The sequence below is a fragment of the Citrobacter sp. RHBSTW-00599 genome (genome assembly GCF_013784065.1).
In the GTDB taxonomy this organism is placed as follows: domain Bacteria; phylum Pseudomonadota; class Gammaproteobacteria; order Enterobacterales; family Enterobacteriaceae; genus Citrobacter; species Citrobacter braakii.
This window is the reverse complement of sequence record NZ_CP056717.1, coordinates 3,343,125-3,365,851: the sequence shown is the minus strand read 5'-3', so window position 1 is coordinate 3,365,851 and position 22,727 is coordinate 3,343,125. Positions and strand designations below refer to the sequence as shown.

Annotated in this window: 17 protein-coding genes and 1 pseudogene; 10 read left to right on the top strand and 8 right to left on the bottom strand. The window is 53.4% G+C overall.

The features are described 5' to 3' along the window. Window positions 1-14: 14 nt before the first annotated feature. Window positions 15-875 (bottom strand): pirin family protein, encoded by an 861-nt coding sequence (locus HV243_RS16595; protein ID WP_053388977.1) that lies wholly within the window; start codon window positions 873-875, stop codon window positions 15-17. Between the two features lie 108 nt (window positions 876-983). Between HV243_RS16595 and HV243_RS16590 the strand changes: the two genes are divergently transcribed. Beyond that, window positions 984-1,895, top strand: coding sequence for a LysR family transcriptional regulator (locus HV243_RS16590; RefSeq protein WP_016152423.1), 912 nt, complete (start codon window positions 984-986; stop codon window positions 1,893-1,895). 79 nt (window positions 1,896-1,974) lie between these two features. Here HV243_RS16590 and infA read toward each other — a convergent pair whose 3' ends face one another. From infA to trxB, 6 genes and pseudogenes are all read right to left on the bottom strand, one after another. Further along, window positions 1,975-2,193 (bottom strand): translation initiation factor IF-1, encoded by a 219-nt coding sequence (gene infA, locus HV243_RS16585; RefSeq protein ID WP_002211347.1) that lies wholly within the window; start codon window positions 2,191-2,193, stop codon window positions 1,975-1,977. After that, window positions 2,121-2,478, bottom strand: a pseudogene (locus HV243_RS16580) (hypothetical protein). The gene infA and the pseudogene HV243_RS16580 overlap by 73 nt, the downstream one beginning before the upstream one ends. Further along, window positions 2,479-3,183, bottom strand: coding sequence for a leucyl/phenylalanyl-tRNA--protein transferase (gene aat, locus HV243_RS16575; RefSeq protein ID WP_016152424.1), 705 nt, complete (start codon window positions 3,181-3,183; stop codon window positions 2,479-2,481). A 44-nt stretch (window positions 3,184-3,227) separates the two neighbouring features. Continuing rightward, window positions 3,228-4,949: a cysteine/glutathione ABC transporter ATP-binding protein/permease CydC gene (cydC, locus tag HV243_RS16570; RefSeq protein ID WP_053388976.1), complete on the bottom strand. Its 1,722-nt coding sequence runs from the start codon at window positions 4,947-4,949 to the stop codon at window positions 3,228-3,230. Further along, window positions 4,950-6,716, bottom strand: coding sequence for a cysteine/glutathione ABC transporter permease/ATP-binding protein CydD (cydD, locus tag HV243_RS16565; RefSeq protein ID WP_137381060.1), 1,767 nt, complete (start codon window positions 6,714-6,716; stop codon window positions 4,950-4,952). A 114-nt stretch (window positions 6,717-6,830) separates the two neighbouring features. Further along, window positions 6,831-7,799 carry a thioredoxin-disulfide reductase gene (trxB, locus tag HV243_RS16560; protein WP_053388974.1) on the bottom strand — a complete coding sequence of 323 codons (969 nt, stop codon included), beginning with the start codon at window positions 7,797-7,799 and terminating at the stop codon, window positions 6,831-6,833. Window positions 7,800-8,346: 547 nt separating this feature from the next. On the opposite strand from trxB, the gene lrp reads away from it, so the two are divergent. The 8 genes from lrp to HV243_RS16520 all read left to right on the top strand — a co-directional run bounded on the left by lrp (window position 8,347) and on the right by HV243_RS16520 (window position 20,517). Further along, window positions 8,347-8,841, top strand: coding sequence for a leucine-responsive transcriptional regulator Lrp (gene lrp / locus HV243_RS16555; RefSeq protein WP_002439523.1), 495 nt, complete (start codon window positions 8,347-8,349; stop codon window positions 8,839-8,841). Window positions 8,842-8,975: 134 nt separating this feature from the next. Next, window positions 8,976-12,881, top strand: coding sequence for a DNA translocase FtsK (gene ftsK, locus HV243_RS16550; protein WP_053388973.1), 3,906 nt, complete (start codon window positions 8,976-8,978; stop codon window positions 12,879-12,881). Window positions 12,882-12,992: 111 nt separating this feature from the next. Beyond that, a complete protein-coding gene (lolA, locus tag HV243_RS16545; protein WP_003831898.1) occupies window positions 12,993-13,604 on the top strand; it encodes an outer membrane lipoprotein chaperone LolA in 612 nt (203 codons plus the stop codon). A gap of 10 nt (window positions 13,605-13,614) precedes the next feature. Further along, a complete protein-coding gene (gene rarA, locus HV243_RS16540) occupies window positions 13,615-14,958 on the top strand; it encodes a replication-associated recombination protein RarA (RefSeq protein ID WP_016152429.1) in 1,344 nt (447 codons plus the stop codon). A 92-nt stretch (window positions 14,959-15,050) separates the two neighbouring features. Continuing rightward, a complete protein-coding gene (gene serS / locus HV243_RS16535) occupies window positions 15,051-16,343 on the top strand; it encodes a serine--tRNA ligase (RefSeq protein WP_003831902.1) in 1,293 nt (430 codons plus the stop codon). A gap of 236 nt (window positions 16,344-16,579) precedes the next feature. Then, on the top strand, window positions 16,580-19,024 hold the full coding sequence (dmsA, locus tag HV243_RS16530) for a dimethylsulfoxide reductase subunit A (protein WP_053388972.1): 2,445 nt from the start codon (window positions 16,580-16,582) through the stop codon (window positions 19,022-19,024). A gap of 10 nt (window positions 19,025-19,034) precedes the next feature. Beyond that, window positions 19,035-19,652 carry a DMSO/selenate family reductase complex B subunit gene (locus HV243_RS16525; protein WP_003035741.1) on the top strand — a complete coding sequence of 206 codons (618 nt, stop codon included), beginning with the start codon at window positions 19,035-19,037 and terminating at the stop codon, window positions 19,650-19,652. Window position 19,653: 1 nt separating this feature from the next. Next, window positions 19,654-20,517, top strand: a complete 864-nt coding sequence (locus tag HV243_RS16520; protein ID WP_046274694.1) for a dimethyl sulfoxide reductase anchor subunit family protein — start codon at window positions 19,654-19,656, stop codon at window positions 20,515-20,517. 30 nt (window positions 20,518-20,547) lie between these two features. Here the strand turns inward: HV243_RS16520 and ycaC are convergent, their stop codons facing one another. Beyond that, complete coding sequence (gene ycaC, locus HV243_RS16515; protein WP_016152433.1) at window positions 20,548-21,174, bottom strand: isochorismate family cysteine hydrolase YcaC; 627 nt, start codon at window positions 21,172-21,174, stop codon at window positions 20,548-20,550. 384 nt (window positions 21,175-21,558) lie between these two features. Between ycaC and HV243_RS16510 the strand changes: the two genes are divergently transcribed. Beyond that, complete coding sequence (locus tag HV243_RS16510) at window positions 21,559-22,707, top strand: MFS transporter (protein ID WP_016152434.1); 1,149 nt, start codon at window positions 21,559-21,561, stop codon at window positions 22,705-22,707. The last annotated feature ends 20 nt before the right edge of the window (window positions 22,708-22,727 follow it).

Here is a 22,727-nt window from a genome sequence, read left to right as displayed (position 1 = left end):
TCTTCTCCTTCGATTCAGATTTGGCCAAAGCGGCCGGAGTTAAAATCGCGGACGGCTTCAGCGATTTCTTGTTTCGTATTCATCACAAACGGACCGTAACCTACAATCGGCTCGTTCAACGGTTCGCCAGACAGCAGCAGCACGCTGGCGTCGCTGGTGGCTTCAATGTGTAGCGTTTTTCCCTGCTGGCTTAGCACTACCAGTTGTGCTTCGCTGGCAGGTGTGGTGCCGTTTACGGTGATATTCCCTTTTAATACCACCAGAGCGGTGCTCCACCCTTCAGACTGGGACAACGTCAGCGGATGATTACGTTGCAGGCGCATATCCCAGACGTTCAGCGGTGAAAAGGTGTGTGCCGGGCCTTTCGTATCCTGATAGCTGCCCGCGATCACGCGAACGCTGCCTGCATCATCGGGCAAGGCGACGGTGGGAATAACATCGCTGCTGATGCCCTGATAACCCGGTACGGCCATTTTGTCTTTTGCCGGCAGATTGACCCACAGTTGCACCATTTCCAGTTCACCGCCCTGACGGGTAAATTCCGGGGAGTGGAACTCTTCGTGTAATATTCCTGCACCAGCGGTCATCCACTGCACATCGCCAGGGCCGATAATGCCGCCGCGACCGGTTGAATCACGGTGTTCAACTTCGCCGCTGTAAATGATAGTCACCGTCTCAAAACCGCGGTGAGGGTGTTCACCTACGCCGCGTTTTTCGTTACCCGGCGTGAACGTATGCGGACCCGCGTAATCAAGCAGCAGGAACGGGCTTAATTGCTCAGCATGAGACTGGTAAGAGAACATCGAGCGAACCGGAAATCCATCGCCAACCCAGTGTGGGCGAGGTGCGGTGTAGACGCCTGTTACTTGTTTCATATGTGTCTCCTCAGTGGCGTTGTTTTGATGTGAATAAGCTTATATTCATGACAGCGAGCTGGGTAGTAGCTAAAATAGCTCTCACTGTCTCAAAAATAGGACAATGAAATGACAAGGCCGGATCTCAATGATTTTGCATGGTTTGTGCATGTTGTAGAGGAAGGGGGATTCGCGGCGGCGGGTCGGGCGCTTGATGAACCAAAATCAAAACTGAGCCGACGGATAGCGCAACTTGAAGAGAGGCTGGGGGTACGGCTGATTCAGCGAACCACCCGGCAATTTAACGTGACTGAAGTCGGGCAAACCTTTTACGAACACTGTAAGGCGATGCTGGTGGAGGCGCAGGCGGCGCAGGATGCCATTGCCGCGTTACAGGTTGAACCGCGTGGCGTTGTGAAGCTGACTTGTCCTGTTACGTTGCTGCATGTGCATATCGGGCCAATGCTTGCCCGTTTTATGGCACGTTATCCTGACGTATCAGTACAACTGGAGGCCACTAACCGTCGTGTTGACGTCGTTGGAGAAGGTCTGGATGTGGCGATTCGCGTCAGACCTCGGCCATTTGAGGATAGCGACCTGGTGATGCGCGTCCTGGCGGACAGAGGACATCGCTTGTATGCCAGCCCACAGTTAATTGAGCAGATGGGGGCGCTACACTCTCCGGCAGAGCTGACCCGTTGGCCAGGTTTGAGTCTGGCCTCTGGTAAACATGTGCATCGTTGGGAGTTATTCGGCCCGCAGGGCGCGCGGGCGGAGGTGCATTTCACGCCGCGTATGATCACCACCGATATGCTGGCGTTACGCGAAGCCGCAGTCGCCGGCGTAGGTGTTGTTCAACTTCCGCAGTTGATGGTAAAAGATCAATTAGCTGCGGGTGAGTTGGTGGCGTTGCTCGATGGTTGGGAACCTAAGCGAGAAATTATTCACGCAGTCTTTCCATCACGCAGGGGATTATTACCGTCAGTGCGCGCATTAGTGGATTTCTTAACGGAAGAATATGCGCGGATGATTGAGGATTAAATACCAGGCTTCAGCCCACAAAAAAGGCCGGTTAAACCGACCTTTTATTATCTGGACGCCATTCGGGCGTTAAAAACAATCAGCGACTACGGAAGACAATGCGGCCTTTGCTCAGGTCGTACGGGGTCAGCTCAACAGTCACTTTGTCGCCCGTCAGGATGCGGATATAGTTTTTACGCATTTTACCGGAGATGTGTGCAGTAACCACGTGACCGTTTTCTAACTCTACGCGGAACATGGTATTAGGTAACGTATCGAGAACGGTACCCTGCATTTCAATATTGTCTTCTTTGGCCATCTAATCCTCTGGGGTATCACTACCGTAATTTGAACCGGCAAGATAATGCCGAAGTTCTTTTAATAAGTAAAGATTTGTGCGTTTAAAACACAGCAAATCGGGTTTGGCGCATTACTCTATCCACACACGGCAAAGCCGCACTTAAAGCGCAACGTGTAAGGGAACGAGGAGATAAACGATAGGCGTTGCCTGACGCGAACTGTTCCTTAACGGCGGCGGGGTAATGGGCTAAACCAACTCTGCGCGACAATTATAACACCCCGACAAAAAATGTGCCGAAAACATTCACTCCTGAGGTGAAAATAACGTCCTGGGAATCCAGAAATGGCTCGGTAGCCGCTGCTGGCGCAGTCTGCTCAGGTGCTCAAGGTACTCCCGACGCGGTGTTTCGACGGCGCCCAGCGAGGCTGTGTGGCTATTTAATACCTGGCAGTCGATTAATTTTCCGCCCTGACGGATAAATTCAGCGCAAAAAACAAGCAGTGCGGTTTTGGACGCATTTTCCTGACGGCTGAACATCGATTCGCCACAAAACAGCGTACCTTGCGCCACGCCATACATACCGCCCACTAATTCATTTTGTCGCCACACCTCAATTGAGTGGGCATGCCCCAGTTCGTGCAGGCGATGGTAAGCATCCACCACATCATGCGTTATCCAGGTGCCTTCTTCCCGGTCATTCGCGCAGCCTTCAATCACCTGACCAAACGCGTAATTGAGCGTCACGCGATAAGGCGAATTTTTATGAAAGCGTTTCATGCTGCGGCTGAGGTGAAATTTCTCGGGCCAAAGAATGGCGCGCGGATCGGGCGACCACCAAAGGATGGGGTCGCCAGGTGAAAACCATGGGAAAATACCGCGCTGATAGGCCATCAGCAGGCGGGCAGGGCTGAGATCGCCGCCAAGCGCCAACAAACCGTTAGGCTCGCGTAAAGCGCCTTCCGGTGACGGGAAGGCTATGGAATGGCGGGACAGTTGCACCAGGCGCATGACAGCGAAACTCCACTACGCGAGTTTGATCGTTCAATAATAGCTTACAGACGTTGCTTAAACTGGTAATAACGCCCCTGCCTGGCTAACAGATCTGCGTGATTACCTTGCTCAATAATTTGTCCGTTGTCCATTACTATTATTTGATCAAAACGTGACAGCCCACGCAGACGATGTGTAACCATTAATACGGTTTTGTTGCGCATGACATCGCTAATTAATTCAAGCATTTGACTTTCCGTTGTGGCATCCAACCCTTCGGTGGGTTCATCCAGCAGCATCAGCGGAGCATCGTGCAATAAGGCGCGGGCGATAGCCAGACGACGGAGCTCGCCGCCAGAAAGCTGACGACCGCCTTCGCCCAGCCAGGCGTTGAGTCCATCATCCTCAAGCAGTTTGTCCAGACCGACGCGGCACAACATCGCGGCTAATGCGTCATCGCCGGCGTGCGGTGCCGCCAGCAACAGGTTATCGCGAAGCGTAGCGCTGAACAGATGCACGCGCTGTGGCACGACGCTGATACTCTGGCGCAGCGTGGCTTCACTAAGGGTCGCAATTTGCTGTTCGTTAATCAGAATCTCGCCACTCTGCGGATCCCATGCGCGGGTTAGCAATTGCAATAACGTTGACTTACCACAGCCGGTGCGACCGAGAATCGCAATGTGTTCACCGGGGTTGGTCTGCAGGGAAAGTGTATCGAGCGCCTTTTGCGCCTGTCCTGGATAGCTGAACGACACATCGCGTAGCGTAAGGGTTACCTGCTCTGAAACCGAGGAACCCGCATCCGGGAAGGTCACTTCTGGCTGCTGTTCGGTCAGTTCGGTGATGCGCAGCGCAGAGGCAATAACCTGGCCGAGATGCTGAAACGCGCCGGTGACAGGCGCTAGCGCTTCGAACGCGGCTAGCGCACAGAAGACAAACAGCGCGATCAGTGCGCCTGGCTGGGTGTTACCGCCCACGCCGCCTGAGGCCATCCATAGCATCATAATCACTGCCAGCGCGCCGACTAACAGCATGACCGCCTGCGACAACGCCGTTAATTCAGACTGGCGTCTCTGGGCTTCGTGCCACTGCAGCTCGGTGGCTTCCATTTGAGCGCGGTAACGTTCACTGGCGCCAAAAATGGTCAATTCAGCCTGGCCCTGTAGCCAGGAGGTTAACTGCTGACGATATTGCCCACGCAGATGCGTCAGACTTTGTCCGGTGCTTTTGCCTGCCTGATAAAAGAGTGGGGGCAGAATAAATAAGGTCAGCAGCATAATACCGCCGAGGGTGATAGCCAGCGTGAAATCGAGAACGCTTAGCCCCAGCGTGACCACCATGATGACGACAAAAGCCCCTACCAGCGGGGAGATCACGCGCAAGTACAGATGATCGAGCGTGTCGACATCAGCCACCACGCGGTTAAGTAATTCACCCTGTCCATAACGGGACAGGCCCGCAGGGGAGAGCGGCAGCAGTTTGCTGAAGGTATAAATACGCAAATGCTGCAGCACACGGAATGTTGCGTCATGGCTGACCAGTCGTTCGAAATAACGCCCCGCGGTGCGGGTGATCGCTGCGCCGCGTACGCCTGCGGCAGGGAGCATATAGTTAAAGCTGTAAATCCCGGTGACGCCAACCACTGCAGAAGCCGACAGGAACCACCCTGAAAGCGTCAGCAAACCAATACTTGCCAGCAGCGTGACGATCGCCAGAACGATCCCCAGCGTTAACATCCATTTGTGACGTTTATACAGCGTCAGATAAGGTAGCAAAGCGCGCATTTAGATGTCCTCCTGACGATGAGCCAGTAATGTCGCAAAAGCCCCGTTGGCTGAGCTAAGTTCGGTCCAGGTACCTTGTTCAACGATCTGTCCGTCCTGCATCACCCAGATAGCGTCCCAGTCGGCAAGATCTTCCAACTGGTGCGTCACCATCAACGTGGTCTGGCGGCGAGATGCCGCGTTCAACGCCTGCATCACGCGTTGTTCGCTGTGCGCATCAAGGCTGGCGGCGGGTTCGTCCAGCAGCAGTAACTGACAAGGATTGAGTAAGGCGCGAGCGACGGCAACGCGCTGCGCTTGCCCGACGGAAAGTCGGGCCGCCTGATCGCCGACTGGCGTATCCACGCCCTGCGGCAGAAGCGGTAAAAACTCGCTGACCCAGGCGCTGTCGAGTGCGGCTTGTAGCTGTTCTTCGCTGGCATCGGGGCGAGCCAGCAGAACGTTTTCGCGTAACGTGGCGGCAGGAAGCTGCGGATTTTGCCCGACCCATGACAGCTGTTTACGCCAGGAATCAGGTGACAGGTCGCGAAGTTCAAAGCCGTTAATTCGCAGCGATCCCCGATAAGAGAGGAAACCGGACAGGACATTAAGCAGCGAACTTTTACCGGAACCGCTGCGTCCAACCAGCACCGCACGTTGCCCGGCAGCCAGGGTAAAGTTGAGCGGGCCGGCCAGCACTTTACCTTCCGGCGAAGTGATAATCAGATCGTGTGCCTCAAGTGAAACGGCGTCTTTCGTCGCCAGCTCAATGTCGCCACGCTCTGGATGAGCCAGCGGGGTTTCCATGAAGGTTTTCAGACTATCAGCTGCACCAACGGCTTGCGCTTTGGCGTGATAAAACGTGCCCAGATCGCGCAGGGGCTGGAAAAACTCCGGTGCCAGAATGAGCGCGAGGAAGCCTGCCGCCAGCGTGACGCCCGTCCCGTAGTGGCCGAAATCGAGTTCTCCGAGGTAGGAAAAACCGAAGTAAACCGCCACCAGCGCAATAGACAGAGAGGTAAAGAACTCAAGGACACCAGATGACAGGAAGGCCAGGCGCAGGACTTCCATGGTGCGCTGGCGGAAATCTTGCGACGCAGCGCGGATGCTTTCCGTTTCGGCTTCACCGCGACCAAATATTCTTAGCGTTTCCATGCCCCGCAGACGATCGAGGAAATGACCGCTGAGGCGGGCAAGAGCCTGAAAATTGCGGCGGTTAGCATCGGCAGCGCCCATACCGACCATTGCCATAAATAACGGGATCAGCGGGGCTGTTCCGAGCAGAATAAGGGCGGCTACCCAGTTTGACGGGAACACCGCCGCCACAATCAATAATGGGACGCATACGGCCAGCGCCATTTGCGGCAGATAACGTGCATAGTAATCATGCATATCGTCAATCTGCTCCAGGATCAGCGTGGCCCAGCTCCCGGCCGGTTTGCCCTGTATCCAGGCCGGACCAGCCTGTTGCAGACGGTCAAGCACCTGGCGGCGAATTTCAAAACGAATATGTTGCCCTGCGTGAAACCCGACCCGTTCGCGTAACCAGACGACCCATGCCCGCAGGATGAAAATCAATACCAGCACGATGAACGGAAGCAGCAGCGCCTCTCGGGGAATATTGGCCATGATCATATGGTCCAGAATGCGGGCCATGAGCCAGGCCTGAGCGACGATTAACAGACCACTCACGAACCCCAACAGGCGTGAAATGTTCAGCCATCGTTGGGAAATTACACTTTGCTGTTTTAACCAGCGGGTCAGCTCTTTTTGACGGGTTTTATTCATTGCACGCTTAGCAGGTGAGTTATTGGAATTTTTGGGCAGGGCAATGTTACAACGAGGCAAAAATAAAGGCGACTTATAGTCGCCTTTTTTACTTTTGTTACTGATTTGTAAAACTTATTTGCAAGCGTCCGCCAGACCGTCGAGATAACGTTCTGCATCAAGCGCGGCCATACAGCCCGTGCCCGCAGAGGTGATCGCCTGGCGATAAATATGATCCATCACGTCACCGGCTGCGAAGACCCCCGGAATGCTGGTTTGTGTGGCATTACCGTGAATACCGGACTGAACTTTGATGTAGCCGTTTTCCAGTTCAAGCTGACCGTCGAAAATGGCAGTATTCGGGCTGTGACCGATAGCGACAAACAATCCGGCAACGTCAAGTGACTCCACATTGTCAGTGTTTTGCGTATCGCGCAGGCGCAGCCCAGTTACGCCCATTTGATCACCGGTTACTTCTTCCAGCGTGCGGTGGGTGTGCAGCACGATGTTGCCGTTTTCAACTTTATCCATTAAACGCTTGATGAGGATTTTCTCAGCGCGGAAACTGTCGCGACGGTGAATCAAATGCACTTCAGATGCGATATTCGCCAGATACAGTGCTTCTTCAACCGCAGTGTTGCCACCGCCAATCACCGCAACTTTTTGGTTACGGTAGAAGAAACCGTCGCAGGTTGCGCAGGCGGAAACGCCGCGGCCTTTGAATGCTTCTTCTGAAGGCAGGCCCAGGTAACGTGCTGAAGCGCCGGTAGCGATGATCAGTGCGTCACAGGTGTACTCTCCGCTATCGCCGGTCAGACGGAAAGGGCGTTTTTGCAGATCAACTTTGCTGATGTGATCAAAAATGATTTCTGTATCAAATTTGGTCGCATGTTCGTGCATACGCTCCATCAGCAGCGGGCCAGTGAGATCGTGCGGATCGCCAGGCCAGTTTTCCACTTCTGTTGTTGTGGTCAGTTGACCACCTTTTTCCATACCGGTAATCAGTACCGGTTGCAGGTTAGCGCGTGCAGCGTAGACCGCAGCGGTATATCCCGCAGGGCCTGAGCCCAGAATAAGAAGTTTACTGTGTTTGGTTACGCCCATGAGATCCCCATAGTTGTTGGCAGGCAATGAGCAGGATTGTAGGGAATTTACAGGCGTAAAAAAAGAGTATGGCGATTTTGTTAACAATTTGTGTAATAGCAGAAACCGATGAGCGGGGGAATAAGTCGTAATACTATAACGATTTCTACTAAAAATCGGTCAGTTATAAGGTGATAAAATGACGATTTTCCATCGCTGCGAATGAATAACTGGCATGTTGTACTAAAAATTGATGTTTTGCTTTGACAATCACCTGCTGTTTTGCGAAAACAGTCAAGGAAGAAAAAAAATGTGTCATGTATGTGCTGCATAATCATGCATGTAGTTACCATGTTTACCGTGTTAGCGAAATCTACGCATGGTGTGGACAGATGCCATTCGTGATGTCGATAGCCGCCGACAGGCAACGGTCTTCTCACCATAAGCCCAGGCATTACAAACCGAAAATCCCTCTGGGTTGCGGTTTATTTTGATGGGTAGCGACTCTGAACAGTGATGTTGGTAGAGTCAGGCAGGAGTAGGGAAGGAATACAGAGAGACAATAATAATGGTAGATAGTAAGAAGCGCCCTGGCAAAGATCTCGACCGTATCGATCGTAACATTCTTAATGAGCTGCAAAAGGATGGGCGTATTTCTAACGTCGAGCTTTCTAAACGTGTGGGACTTTCACCAACGCCCTGCCTTGAGCGTGTGCGTCGGTTGGAAAGACAGGGTTTTATTCAGGGCTATACAGCGCTGTTAAACCCGCATTATCTGGATGCATCACTTCTGGTTTTTGTTGAGATTACTCTGAATCGTGGCGCCCCGGATGTGTTTGAGCAATTTAACTCTGCAGTACAAAAACTTGAAGAAATTCAAGAGTGTCATTTGGTTTCCGGTGATTTCGACTATTTGTTGAAAACACGCGTACCGGATATGTCGGCGTACCGTAAGCTGTTGGGGGAAACCCTGCTGCGTCTGCCTGGCGTGAATGACACACGTACTTATGTCGTAATGGAAGAAGTCAAACAGAGCAATCGTCTGGTAATTAAGACGCGCTAACACGGAACAGGTGCAAAATCGACGCAGTTTGATTACACTCCTGTTAATCCATACAGCAACAGTGCCGGGGCAACCCGGTGCTGTTGTCCGTTTTAGCATCGGGCAGGAAAAGCCTGAAACCTGGAGAGCCGTTTTTGAGCCAGGAATACACTGAAGACAAAGACGTCACATTGACGAAGTTAAGCAGCGGGCGCCGACTCCTGGAAGCGCTACTGATCCTTATTGCCCTTTTTGCCGTCTGGTTGATGGCTGCCTTACTCAGCTTTAACCCTTCGGATCCCAGTTGGTCGCAAACCGCGTGGCACGAACCTATCCATAATCTGGGGGGAATACCCGGAGCATGGCTGGCAGACACACTGTTCTTTATTTTTGGCGTCATGGCCTACACCATTCCCGTCATCATTGTCGGCGGCTGCTGGTTTGCATGGCGACACCAGGCCAGCGACGAATACGTCGATTATTTTGCCGTTTCGCTGCGTATTATTGGCGTTTTGGCGCTGATCCTTACCTCCTGCGGGCTTGCCGCAATCAATGCCGATGACATCTGGTATTTCGCCTCTGGCGGCGTGATCGGCAGCCTGCTCAGCACCACGTTGCAACCATTACTGCACAGTAGCGGCGGTACGCTGACGCTATTGTGCATTTGGGCTGCGGGATTAACGCTATTTACCGGCTGGTCATGGGTGAGCATTGCGGAAAAACTGGGCGGCTGGTTACTCAATATCCTGACGTTTGCCAGCAACCGTACCCGTCGCGACGATACCTGGGTCGATGACGAAGAATATGAAGATGAAGATGAGTCTTTCGACGCCGCTGATGGCAAACCTCATGAATCGCGTCGGGCGCGTATTCTGCGCGGTGCGTTAGCGCGCCGTAAGCGTCTGGCGGAGAAATTTACCAACCCGCTTGGCCGTCATACTGATGCCGCGCTGTTTTCCGGCAAACGCATGGATGATGAAGACGAAATTGAATACAGCGCTCGTGGCGTGGTTGCAGATCCTAACGATGTGCTGTTCTCCGGTAATCGTGCGACGTTGCCTGAATATGACGAACTTGACCCACTGCTGAATGGTCATTCGGTGACAGAGCCAGTTGCCGCCGCAGCGGCAGCGACAACGGCAGCTCAGGCCTGGAGCGCACCAGTTGATCCGCTGCTGCAAACATCGCCAGTGACCAATACGGTTATGGAACAACCGGCCCCAGCCGTAGCCTGGCAAGCCGTGCCTGGCCCGCAAACCGGTGATGCGGTGATTGCGCCAGCGCCTGAGGGTTATCCTCAGCCAGCCCACTACGCGCAGCCACCGGTGCAGCAGCAGTATGAACCATGGCAGCAGCCGGTTGTGGAGGAGAGTCCGCAGCCGCAGGGATTTACCGCGGAGCACAACTGGCAGCCGGAACCTGCATATCAGCCGGAGCCCGTGCAGCAGCCTGTTTATCAGCCGGAATCAACCTTTCAACAAAACGCCGCGTTCCAGCAGCCTGCGGTTGAACAACCGCCTGTAGTGGAACCTGAGCCGGTAGTTGAAGAGGTTAAACCGACTCGTCCGCCACTCTACTATTTTGAAGAAGTTGAAGAGAAACGTGCACGTGAGCGCGAGCAACTGGCCGCCTGGTATCAGCCGATTCCAGAGCCTGCTCAAGAGCCTGAACGTGTTAAGCCGTCTATGCCGACGGCAGCATCCATACCGCCCGTTGAGTCAGTTGCTGCCGCTGCGCCGCTGGCCGCTGGGGTGAAAAACGCCGCTTTAGGGGCGGGTGCGGCTGCCGCAGCTCCTGTCTTTAGTCTTGCGGGTAGCGGTGCGCCGCGTCCACAGGTGAAAGAGGGGATTGGTCCGCAGTTACCGCGTCCGAATCGTGTGCGCGTACCTACTCGTCGGGAGCTGGCGTCGTATGGCATAAAACTGCCGTCACAACGTATGGCTGAAGAGAAAGCGCGCGAAGAGCATCTTGATACAGATGCGTACAGTGACGAAGAAATTGACGCCATGCAGCAAGATGAGCTGGCGCGTCAGTTCGCCCAGTCTCAGCAGCACCGCTATGGCGACGAGTATCAGGATGATGCCAGTCAGACTGATGATGATTCAGCCGCAGAAGCAGAACTGGCTCGCCAGTTTGCCTCTTCCCAGCAGCAGCGCTATTCCGGTGAACAGCCTGCCGGAGCGAATCCGTTCTCGCTTGATGACTTTGAATTTTCGCCAATGAAAACGCTGGTGGATGATGGTCCGCATGAGCCGCTATTTACTCCAGGCGTAATGCCGGAGCCTGCGCCGCAGTACCAGCAGCCTGTCACACCGCAGCAGCATTATCAGCAGCCGGCGCAGCCTGTCGCACCACAGCAGCATTTTCAGCAACCAGCGCAGCCTGTCGCAGCGCAGCAGCATTACCAGCAGCCAGCGCAGCCTGTCGCACCACAACAGCATTACCAGCAACCGGCGCAGCCAGTCGCACCGCAGCAGCATTATCAGCAACCGGCGCAGCCTGTTACAGCGCCGCCGCAGGATAGTCTGATCCATCCGCTCCTGATGCGTAATGGCGACAGTCGTCCGGCGCACCGTCCAAGTACGCCGCTGCCATCGTTGGATCTGCTCACGCCGCCGCCGAGTGAGGTTGAGCCGATAGATACTTTCGCTCTGGAGCAAATGGCTCGTCTGGTGGAGGCTCGTCTGGCGGACTTCCGCATTAAAGCCGATGTGGTGAACTACTCACCTGGTCCGGTTATTACCCGCTTTGAGCTTAATCTTGCTCCTGGAGTTAAAGCGGCGCGTATTTCCAACCTGTCGCGAGATCTGGCGCGTTCATTGTCGACCGCAGCGGTACGCGTGGTCGAGGTAATTCCGGGCAAACCGTATGTCGGGCTGGAGTTACCCAACAAAAAACGTCAAACCGTTTATCTGCGCGAAGTGTTGGATAACGCCAAATTCCGTGATAACTCATCTCCGCTGACCGTGGTACTGGGTAAAGATATTGCGGGCGAACCGGTGGTTGCCGATCTGGCGAAAATGCCGCACCTGCTGGTGGCAGGGACAACTGGTTCCGGTAAGTCGGTTGGGGTGAACGCCATGATCCTCAGCATGTTGTACAAGGCGCAGCCGGAAGACGTTCGCTTTATCATGATTGACCCGAAAATGCTGGAACTGTCGGTTTATGAAGGCATTCCGCATTTGCTGACTGAAGTTGTGACCGACATGAAAGATGCCGCCAACGCCCTGCGCTGGAGCGTCAATGAAATGGAACGTCGCTACAAGCTGATGTCGGCGCTTGGCGTGCGTAACCTTGCTGGTTATAACGAAAAAATTGCTGAAGCCGCCCGTATGGGGCGTCCGATTCCGGACCCGTACTGGAAGCCGGGCGACAGTATGGATGTTCAGCATCCGGTGCTGGAAAAACTGCCGTATATCGTTGTGCTGGTGGATGAATTCGCCGACCTGATGATGACCGTGGGTAAAAAGGTGGAAGAACTGATTGCTCGTCTGGCGCAAAAAGCGCGTGCGGCGGGGATCCACCTGGTGCTGGCGACCCAGCGACCGTCGGTTGACGTTATCACTGGTCTGATTAAAGCGAACATCCCAACGCGTATCGCCTTTACTGTGTCCAGTAAAATTGACTCGCGTACCATCCTTGACCAGGGCGGCGCGGAATCGCTGTTGGGTATGGGTGACATGCTGTATTCCGCACCAAACTCAACGATCCCAGTGCGTGTACACGGCGCCTTTGTACGTGATGAAGAAGTTCACGCTGTGGTTCAGGACTGGAAAGCGCGCGGTCGTCCACAATACGTTGACGGCATTACGTCTGACAGCGAAAGCGAAGGCGGCGGTGGCGGTTTTGATGGTGGCGAAGAGTTGGATCCGCTGTTCGATCAGGCGGTAAACTTTGTTACCCAGAAACGCAAAGCCTCAATCTCCGGCGTCCAGCGTCAGTTCCGTATCGGTTACAACCGAGCGGCGCGCATCATCGAACAGATGGAAGCGCAGGGAATTGTCAGCGAGCAAGGGCATAATGGTAATCGTGAAGTGCTGGCTCCGCCGCCCTTCGAATGATTGCAAAGTTAAGTAATTCAGTATTTTCTACTTTCCTCATGCTGATTTTTGGCCTGAAATGGATAGCAGAGGGATCTCCCCGTTGGGAGTGACGTATTTTGAGGAATAACAATGAAAAGAATCGCAATCACCTGTGCATTATTGTCGAGCTTTGTGGTGAGCAGCGTCTGGGCAGATGCTGCCAGCGACCTGAAAAGCCGCCTGGATAAAGTCAGTAGCTTCCATGCCAGCTTTACTCAGAAGGTCACGGACGGTAGCGGTGCGGCGGTGCAGGAAGGTCAGGGTGACTTATGGGTTAAACGTCCTAATCTGTTTAACTGGCATATGACGCAGCCTGACGAGAGCATCCTGGTTTCCGATGGTAAAACGCTGTGGTTCTTTAACCCGTTTGTTGAGCAGGCGACTGCGACATGGCTGAAAGACGCCACGGGCAACACGCCGTTCATGCTGATTGCGCGTAACCAGGCCAGCGACTGGCAGCAGTACAATATTAAGCAAAATGGCGATGATTTCGTGCTGACGCCAAAAACCAGCAGCGGTAACCTTAAGCAGTTTACTATCAATGTTGGGCGTGACGGGACGATCCACCAGTTCAGCGCCGTTGAACAAGACGATCAGCGCAGCAGCTATCAGCTGAAATCTCAGCAGAATGGTGCGATTGAACCCTCTAAATTCACCTTTACCCCGCCGCAAGGTGTAACGGTTGACGATCAACGTAAGTAGAGGCGTGTGAGTGAGCAATCTGTCGCTCGACTTTTCTGATAATACTTTTCAGCCGCTGGCCGCGCGTATGCGGCCAGAAAATTTAGCGCAGTATATCGGCCAGCAGCACCTGCTGGCTGCTGGCAAACCCTTGCCGCGCGCTATCGAGGCCGGGCATCTGCACTCCATGATTTTATGGGGACCGCCGGGGACCGGGAAAACGACGCTTGCCGAAGTTATTGCCCGTTACGCCAACGCCGATGTCGAACGAATTTCGGCAGTTACGTCTGGCGTTAAAGAAATTCGTGAAGCGATTGAGCGTGCGCGTCAGAACCGTAACGCGGGTCGACGCACGATCCTGTTCGTGGACGAAGTTCACCGTTTTAATAAAAGCCAACAGGATGCGTTTTTACCGCATATTGAAGACGGTACCATTACGTTTATTGGCGCCACCACTGAAAACCCCTCGTTTGAGCTCAACTCGGCGCTGTTGTCGCGTGCACGCGTTTATCTACTGAAATCGTTAACTTCCGACGACATTGAACAGGTGCTGGACCAGGCGATGTCAGACAAAGCGCGTGGTTATGGCGGCCAGGATATTGTTCTGCCGCCAGAAACGCGTCGGGCTATTGCCGAACTGGTTAATGGTGACGCGCGGCGGGCGCTGAATACGCTGGAAATGATGGCCGATATGGCCGAAGTTGATGATTCCGGCAAGCGCGTATTGAAACCAGAATTGCTCACCGAAATTGCCGGTGAACGTAGTGCGCGTTTCGATAATAAAGGCGATCGTTTTTACGATCTCATCTCCGCATTACACAAGTCGGTACGTGGAAGCGCCCCAGATGCGGCGCTTTATTGGTATGCGCGAATTATTACCGCTGGTGGCGATCCGCTGTACGTTGCCCGTCGCTGTCTGGCGATTGCCTCAGAAGATGTCGGCAATGCCGATCCCCGCGCCATGCAGGTTGCGATTTCCGCATGGGACTGTTTTACCCGCGTGGGACCCGCGGAAGGCGAACGCGCGATTGCTCAGGCGATTGTTTATCTGGCCTGTGCGCCGAAGAGTAATGCGGTTTACACCGCCTTCAAAGCCGCGCTGTCTGATGCCCGCGAACGTCCGGATTACGACGTGCCGGTTCACCTGCGCAATGCGCCGACTAAGCTGATGAAAGAGATGGGCTACGGTCAGGAGTATCGTTATGCCCACGATGAGCCTAATGCCTATGCCGCCGGAGAAGAGTACTTCCCGCAGGAAATGGCACAAACGCGCTATTATCGCCCCACAAACAGAGGTCTTGAAGGCAAGATTGGCGAAAAGCTCGCCTGGCTCGCCGGACAGGATCAAAATAGCCCTATAAAACGCTACCGTTAGTGTTATCGTTGCGGTAATGTTGTCTCTGTATCCCTGTGACCGCAGGCTGTGGTCACTTTCTCCCATTTTAATTCGATAAGCACAGGATAAGCATGCTCGATCCCAATCTGCTGCGTAATGAGCCAGACGCAGTCGCAGAAAAACTGGCAAGCCGGGGCTTTAAGCTGGATGTAGATAAGCTGCGCGCTCTTGAAGAGCGTCGTAAAGTTCTGCAGGTACAAACTGAAAACCTGCAGGCAGAGCGTAACTCGCGATCGAAATCCATCGGCCAGGCAAAAGCGCGCGGGGAAGATATCGAGTCTTTACGTCTGGAAGTGAACAAACTGGGCGAAGAGCTGGATGCCGCGAAAGCTGAACTTGATACCTTACAGGCCGAGATCCGCGACATTGCGCTGACTATTCCTAACCTGCCAGCGGACGACGTTCCGGTGGGTAAAGATGAAAATGACAACGTCGAAGTCAGCCGCTGGGGTACTCCGCGTGAGTTTGATTTCGAAGTGCGCGATCACGTTACCCTGGGTGAAATGCACACGGGTCTAGATTTCGCCGCGGCGGTTAAGCTGACCGGCTCTCGTTTTGTTGTTATGAAAGGGCAGATTGCGCGTATGCACCGTGCGCTGTCTCAGTTCATGCTGGATCTGCATACCGAACAGCATGGCTATAGCGAAAACTACGTCCCGTATCTGGTTAACCATGACACGCTGTACGGTACAGGCCAACTGCCGAAATTCGCTGGCGATCTGTTCCATACCCGTCCGCTGGATGAAGAAGCTGATAGCAGCAACTATGCGCTGATCCCAACAGCAGAAGTTCCGCTGACCAACCTGGTGCGCGACGAAATCATCGATGAAGATGCGCTGCCGATCAAAATGACTGCGCATACGCCGTGCTTCCGTTCTGAAGCAGGTTCTTACGGTCGTGACACGCGTGGTCTGATCCGTATGCACCAGTTCGATAAAGTTGAGATGGTGCAGATTGTTCGCCCGGAAGATTCGATGGACGCGCTGGAAGAGATGACCGGCCATGCCGAGAAGGTCCTGCAACTACTGGGGCTGCCGTATCGCAAAATTATCCTGTGCACTGGCGACATGGGCTTCGGCGCATGCAAAACTTACGATCTGGAAGTGTGGATCCCGGCGCAGAACACCTATCGCGAAATCTCCTCTTGCTCCAACGTGTGGGATTTCCAGGCTCGTCGTATGCAGGCGCGTTGCCGCAGCAAATCCGACAAAAAGACTCGTTTAGTGCATACTCTGAACGGTTCCGGTCTGGCGGTTGGGCGTACGCTGGTTGCGGTGATGGAAAACTATCAGCAGGCTGATGGCCGCATTCAGGTTCCGGAAGTATTACGTCCGTACATGAATGGCCTGGAATTCATCGGTTAAGCTACCTTTCTCTGCTAAAAAAGCGCCTCAGGGCGCTTTTTTTATGCCCGCTTGACGTCGGACAATAACGACTACTCCCATAGGGGTAATACTGACTTCGAATGAAAGTCAGTATTTTTCTCTGTCTTTTAGCAAATTCAGTTTCTACCAGCCTGTATATCGATATTAACGTTATATAAAAAACTATACATCGAATATTTGTATTTTGTTTATTGTGAGCAGCAGAGTGAGCCACTATGAAAACTAAGATCCCCGATGCCGTGCTGGCAGCTGAGGTTAGTCGCCGCGGTTTGGTGAAAACGACGGCGATAGGCGGACTGGCGGTGGCCAGTAGCGCGTTTACCCTGCCATTTACCCGTATTGCAAATGCTGCAGAAGCCCTTAATCCGACACCGATTAATGAGAAAGTGATCTGGAGCGCGTGTACGGTGAACTGCGGCAGTCGCTGCCCGCTGCGTATGCATGTGGTCGACGGTGAAATAAAGTATGTCGAAACCGACAACACCGGCGATGACAACTATGACGGTCTGCACCAGGTACGCGCCTGTCTGCGTGGTCGATCCATGCGTCGCCGAGTCTATAATCCCGATCGTCTGAAATACCCGATGAAACGCGTTGGTAAGCGTGGCGAAGGACAATTTGAGCGCATCAGTTGGGATGAAGCCTACGACATCATTGCCAGCAATATGCAGCGTCTTATCAAAGACTACGGCAATGAGTCTATCTACCTGAACTACGGTACCGGTACGCTGGGTGGCACTATGACGCGCTCGTGGCCGCCGGGTAAAACGTTGGTGGCACGGTTGATGAACTGCTGCGGCGGCTACCTTAACCACTACGGTGACTACTCTTCAGCGCAAATCGCTGCCGGGTTGAACTATACCTACGGCGGCTGGGCTGACGGTAACAGCCCGTCCGACATTGAAAACAGCAAGCTGGTGGTTCTGTTCGGTAATAACCCTGGTGAAACCCGTATGAGCGGGGGTGGGGTAACCTATTACCTTGAACAGGCGCGACAGAAATCCAATGCCCGCATGATCATTATCGATCCCCGTTATACGGATACCGGGGCGGGGCGTGAAGATGAATGGATCCCGATCCGTCCTGGTACTGATGCGGCGCTGGTCAATGGTCTGGCGTATGTCCTGATCACCGAAAACATGGTTGACCAACCGTTCCTCGACAAATACTGCGTGGGTTACGACGAGAAAACCTTACCGGCCGACGCGCCGAAGAACGGTCACTATAAGGCGTATATTCTTGGGCAGGGTAAGGATGGCATTGCCAAGACCCCGGAGTGGGCGGCGCAGATTACCGGTATTCCCGCTGAACGTATCGTCAAACTGGCGCGTGAAATAGGTAGCGCTAAACCGGCATACATCAGCCAGGGGTGGGGGCCGCAGCGTCATGCTAACGGTGAAATAGCGACCCGCGCCATTTCTATGCTCGCTATCCTGACCGGTAACGTTGGGATCAACGGCGGCAACAGCGGGGCGCGTGAGGGCTCATACAGTTTGCCGTTTGAGCGTATGCCAACGCTGGAAAACCCTGTTGAAACCAGCATCTCGATGTTCATGTGGACGGACGCGATTGAGCGAGGCCCGGAGATGACGGCCCTGCGTGACGGCGTACGCGGCAAAGACAAGCTCGATGTTCCTATTAAGATGATCTGGAACTATGCCGGTAACTGTCTGATTAACCAACACTCTGATATTAACCGCACGCATGAAATCCTCCAGGACGAGAAGAAGTGCGAGATGATCGTCGTCATCGACTGTCATATGACTTCCTCGGCGAAATACGCGGACATTTTGCTGCCGGACTGCACCGCCTCTGAGCAGATGGATTTCGCGTTGGATGCCTCATGCGGGAACATGTCCTATGTGATTTTCACCGATCAGGCGATCAAACCACGCTTCGAATGCAAGACTATCTACCAGATGACCAGCGAGCTGGCGAAGCGCCTTGGCGTTGAGCAGCAGTTTACAGAAGGTCGTACTCAGGAAGAGTGGATGCGCCATCTGTATGAGCAGTCGCGCAAAGCGATTCCTGAACTGCCTACGTTTGAAGAATTCCGTCAGCAAGGGATCTTTAAACAGCGCGATCCGCAAGGACATCATGTGGCGTATAAGGCGTTCCGAGAAGATCCTAAAGCCAATCCGCTGACCACGCCGTCAGGTAAGATCGAAATTTATTCGCAGCAGCTTGCCGAGATCGCGGCAACCTGGGAACTGCCGGAAGGTGATGTAATCGATCCGCTACCGATTTATACCCCAGGATTTGAAAGCTTAAACGATCCGCTGGTGGAGAAATTCCCTTTGCAGCTGACCGGCTTCCACTATAAGTCTCGCGTTCACTCGACCTATGGCAACGTCGATGTCCTGAAAGCATCCTGCCGCCAGGAAATGTGGATCAACCCGATGGATGCGCAGCGACGCGGTATTAACAACGGCGACAAGGTACGTATCTTTAACGATCGTGGTGAAGTGCATATCGAGGCGAAAGTGACGCCACGTATGATGCCCGGCGTGGTGGCATTGGGCGAAGGGGCCTGGTATGACCCGGATGCAAAACGCGTGGATCAGGGCGGTTGCATTAACGTCCTGACGACCCAGCGTCCGTCTCCTCTCGCAAAGGGGAATCCGTCACACACGAACCTTGTACAGGTTGAAAAGGCGTAAGGAGTAACCGATGACAACCCAGTATGGATTTTTTATTGATTCCAGCCGTTGCACCGGTTGCAAAACCTGCGAACTGGCCTGCAAAGATTTCAAAAATTTAACCCCGGAAGTCAGCTTCCGCCGCATTTATGAATACGCAGGCGGCGACTGGCAGGAGGACAACGGCGTCTGGCATCAGAACGTCTTTGCTTATTACCTCTCCATTGCGTGTAACCACTGTGAAGATCCAGCCTGTACCAAGGTTTGTCCGAGCGGCGCGATGCACAAACGTGAAGATGGTTTTGTCGTTGTCGACGAAGATGTTTGCATTGGCTGCCGGTATTGCCACATGGCCTGTCCTTACGGCGCGCCACAGTACAATGCTGAAAAAGGTCATATGACTAAATGTGATGGCTGCCATGAGCGCGTCGCTGAAGGCAAGAAACCTATCTGCGTGGAGTCCTGCCCACTGCGTGCGCTGGATTTTGGTCCGATTGAAGAGCTGCGCAAAAAACACGGTACTTTGGCTGCGGTAGCGCCACTGCCGGGCGCGCACTTTACCAAACCAAGTATTGTCATCAAACCTAACGCCAATAGCCGCCCGACCGGGGATACTACAGGTTATCTGGCCAATCCGAAGGAGGTGTAAGATGGGAAGTGGATGGCATGAATGGCCGCTGATGATCTTCACTGTCTTCGGACAGTGTGTAGTTGGTGGCTTTATCGTTCTGGCGCTGGCATTGATGAAAGGGGACTTACGCCCTGAATCGCAGCAGCGCGTGATTGCCTGCATGTTCGGGCTGTGGGTATTAATGGGCATTGGCTTTATTGCTTCTATGCTCCACCTGGGCTCACCGATGCGCGCCTTTAACTCACTCAATCGTGTAGGGTCTTCTGCGTTGAGTAATGAAATTGCCAGCGGCTCAATCTTCTTTGCCGTTGGCGGCATCGGCTGGCTGCTGGCAACGTTGAAAAAAATGTCGCCCGTATTACGCAATCTGTGGTTAGTTGTCACCATGGTACTGGGCGTGATTTTTGTCTGGATGATGGTGCGCGTGTATAACACCATCGATACCGTGCCGACCTGGTACAGCATCTGGACGCCGCTGGGCTTCTTCCTGACGATGTTTATGGGCGGTCCGCTGCTGGGATATCTGTTGCTGAGAATTGCTGGCGTGGACGGTTGGGCGATGCGCCTGTTGCCGGCTATTTCAGTGCTTGCTCTGGTCGTGAGCGCCATCATGTCTGTAATGCAGGGGGCTGAACTGGCGACGATCCACAGTTCCATTCAACAGGCGTCTGCGCTGGTTCCAGATTACGGCTCGCTGATGGCGTGGCGGATTGTCGCTCTGGCATTAGCGCTGTGCTGTTGGATTGTACCGCAAGTGAAAGGCTACCAGCCTGCAGTTCCGCTGCTTTCCGTCGCGTTTATTCTGCTGTTAGTCGGCGAGTTGATTGGTCGTGGCGTGTTCTACGGGCTGCATATGACCGTCGGTATGGCGGTTGCCAGCTAAATGACAAACCGGGGCATAGCCCCGGTTTTTTTACTTCTGTTTAGTTAACGTGTCGTAGCTGGTCATCAGATTGCGATAATCAGGAATGTGATTAGAGAACAGCGTCGCCAGACCTTCGATATCGTTGCGCCAGTCGCGATGCAACTCACATGCGACACCAAACCACGTCATCAGTTGAGCACCGGCCTGGGACATCCGATCCCATGCTGAATGGCGAGTAATTTCATTAAACGTACCCGACGCATCGGTTACGACAAAGACATCAAAACCTTCTTCAATAGCCGAGAGCGCAGGGAAAGCAACGCAAACTTCCGTCACGACACCGGCAATAATCAGCTGTTTTTTACCGGTCGCTTTCACTGCTTTCACGAAATCTTCGTTATCCCACGCGTTAATGTTTCCGGGGCGAGCAATATAAGGCGCATCGGGAAATTGAGCTTTCAGTTCCGGTACCAGTGGCCCGTTTGGTCCTGTCTCGAAACTGGTTGTCAGAATGGTTGGGAGTTTGAAGTATTTTGCTAAGTCGCCGAGGGCAAGCACGTTGTTTTTAAATTTATCGGGATCGATATCCCGAACCAGAGAGAGCAGACCAGCCTGATGGTCGACCAGCAGTACTGCCGCATTATCTTTATCAAGTCTTACGTAAGGTTTAGTCATGATATTTCTCCTGTTCAGCATCAGTGGGGAAATTTGATGAGTTTAAGTCTACAGAAAGAACGATATATGGATTAGATACCTAAATAAGAACTCACTGTTCTATTTTGAAGACAATGCAGATCTGCATCCCGCATAGAGTTTAGTAAGAAATAAAAGTAAGGGGAGTCCATGAAATTTTTCGACTGAACGCAACGCGAGATTTTTGTTTTAGATCAATAAAAACAAGCAGATGTGTTTTTGTGTTTTTTATCTATTCACATTAAGAATCAGTAATGCAAATCGATCGTCCGGAAAGCGCCTCAGCCCTTTGATTGCGCCGATTGACAATGTTTTTGGCAGTGGCATGATGCGCATGAAATTTGAACTTCCTCACGGTTTTTATTCATGTCCATCTATACCCGTCCCGTCATGCTGTTGCTGTGCGGGCTGCTTCTGCTGACCCTGGCGATCGCCGTGTTAAACACGCTCGTCCCGCTTTGGCTCGCCCATGAAAATCTGCCCACCTGGCAGGTAGGTGTGGTGAGTTCTTCCTACTTTACCGGCAATCTGGTAGGGACGTTGCTGACCGGGTATTTAATAAAACACCTTGGTTTTAATCGCAGCTATTACATTGCCTCGCTTATTTTTGCCGCGGGCTGTATCGGCCTGGGGGTTATGGTGGGGTTCTGGAGCTGGATGACCTGGCGTTTTATCGCCGGTGTTGGCTGCGCCATGATTTGGGTGGTAGTGGAAAGTGCGCTGATGTGTAGCGGGACTTCGCGTAATCGCGGACGCTTGCTTGCCGCCTATATGATGATCTATTACGTGGGGACGTTTTTAGGCCAGCTACTGGTTAGTAAAGTATCAACAGAATTGATGAACGTCCTGCCGTGGGTGACGGGTACGATCCTGGCTGGTGTTTTGCCATTGCTCTTTACGCGCATTGCCAATCAGCAGGGTGATGAACAGCAGTCTACTCCTATTACCTCCATGCTGAAGCTGCGTCAGGCGCGTCTGGGCGTTAACGGCTGTATTATTTCCGGGATTGTGCTGGGGTCTTTGTATGGCCTGATGCCGCTGTATCTCAACCATCAAGGGGTGAGCAACGCCAGCATTGGTTTCTGGATGGCGGTTCTGGTTAGCGCCGGTATTCTGGGGCAATGGCCGATTGGCCGCCTGGCAGACAAGCTGGGACGCCTGCTGGTTTTACGCGTCCAGGTCTTCGTGGTTATCGTCGGAAGTATCGCCATGCTGAATCAGGCGGCGATGGCGCCTGCGTTGTTTATGTTGGGTGCGGCAGGTTTTACCCTCTATCCGGTGGCGATGGCCTGGGCCTGTGAAAAGGTTGAACATCATCAGCTGGTCGCCATGAATCAGGCATTGTTATTAAGCTATACCGTTGGCAGCCTGCTTGGTCCTTCATTCACCGCAATGCTGATGCAGAATTATTCCGATAATCTGTTATTCATTATGATCGCCAGCGTATCGTTTATTTATCTGCTGATGTTGTTGCGTAGCGCCAGACATACGCCGACTCCGGTGGCTCACGTATAAAGCGCGCCAGACGGTATGCA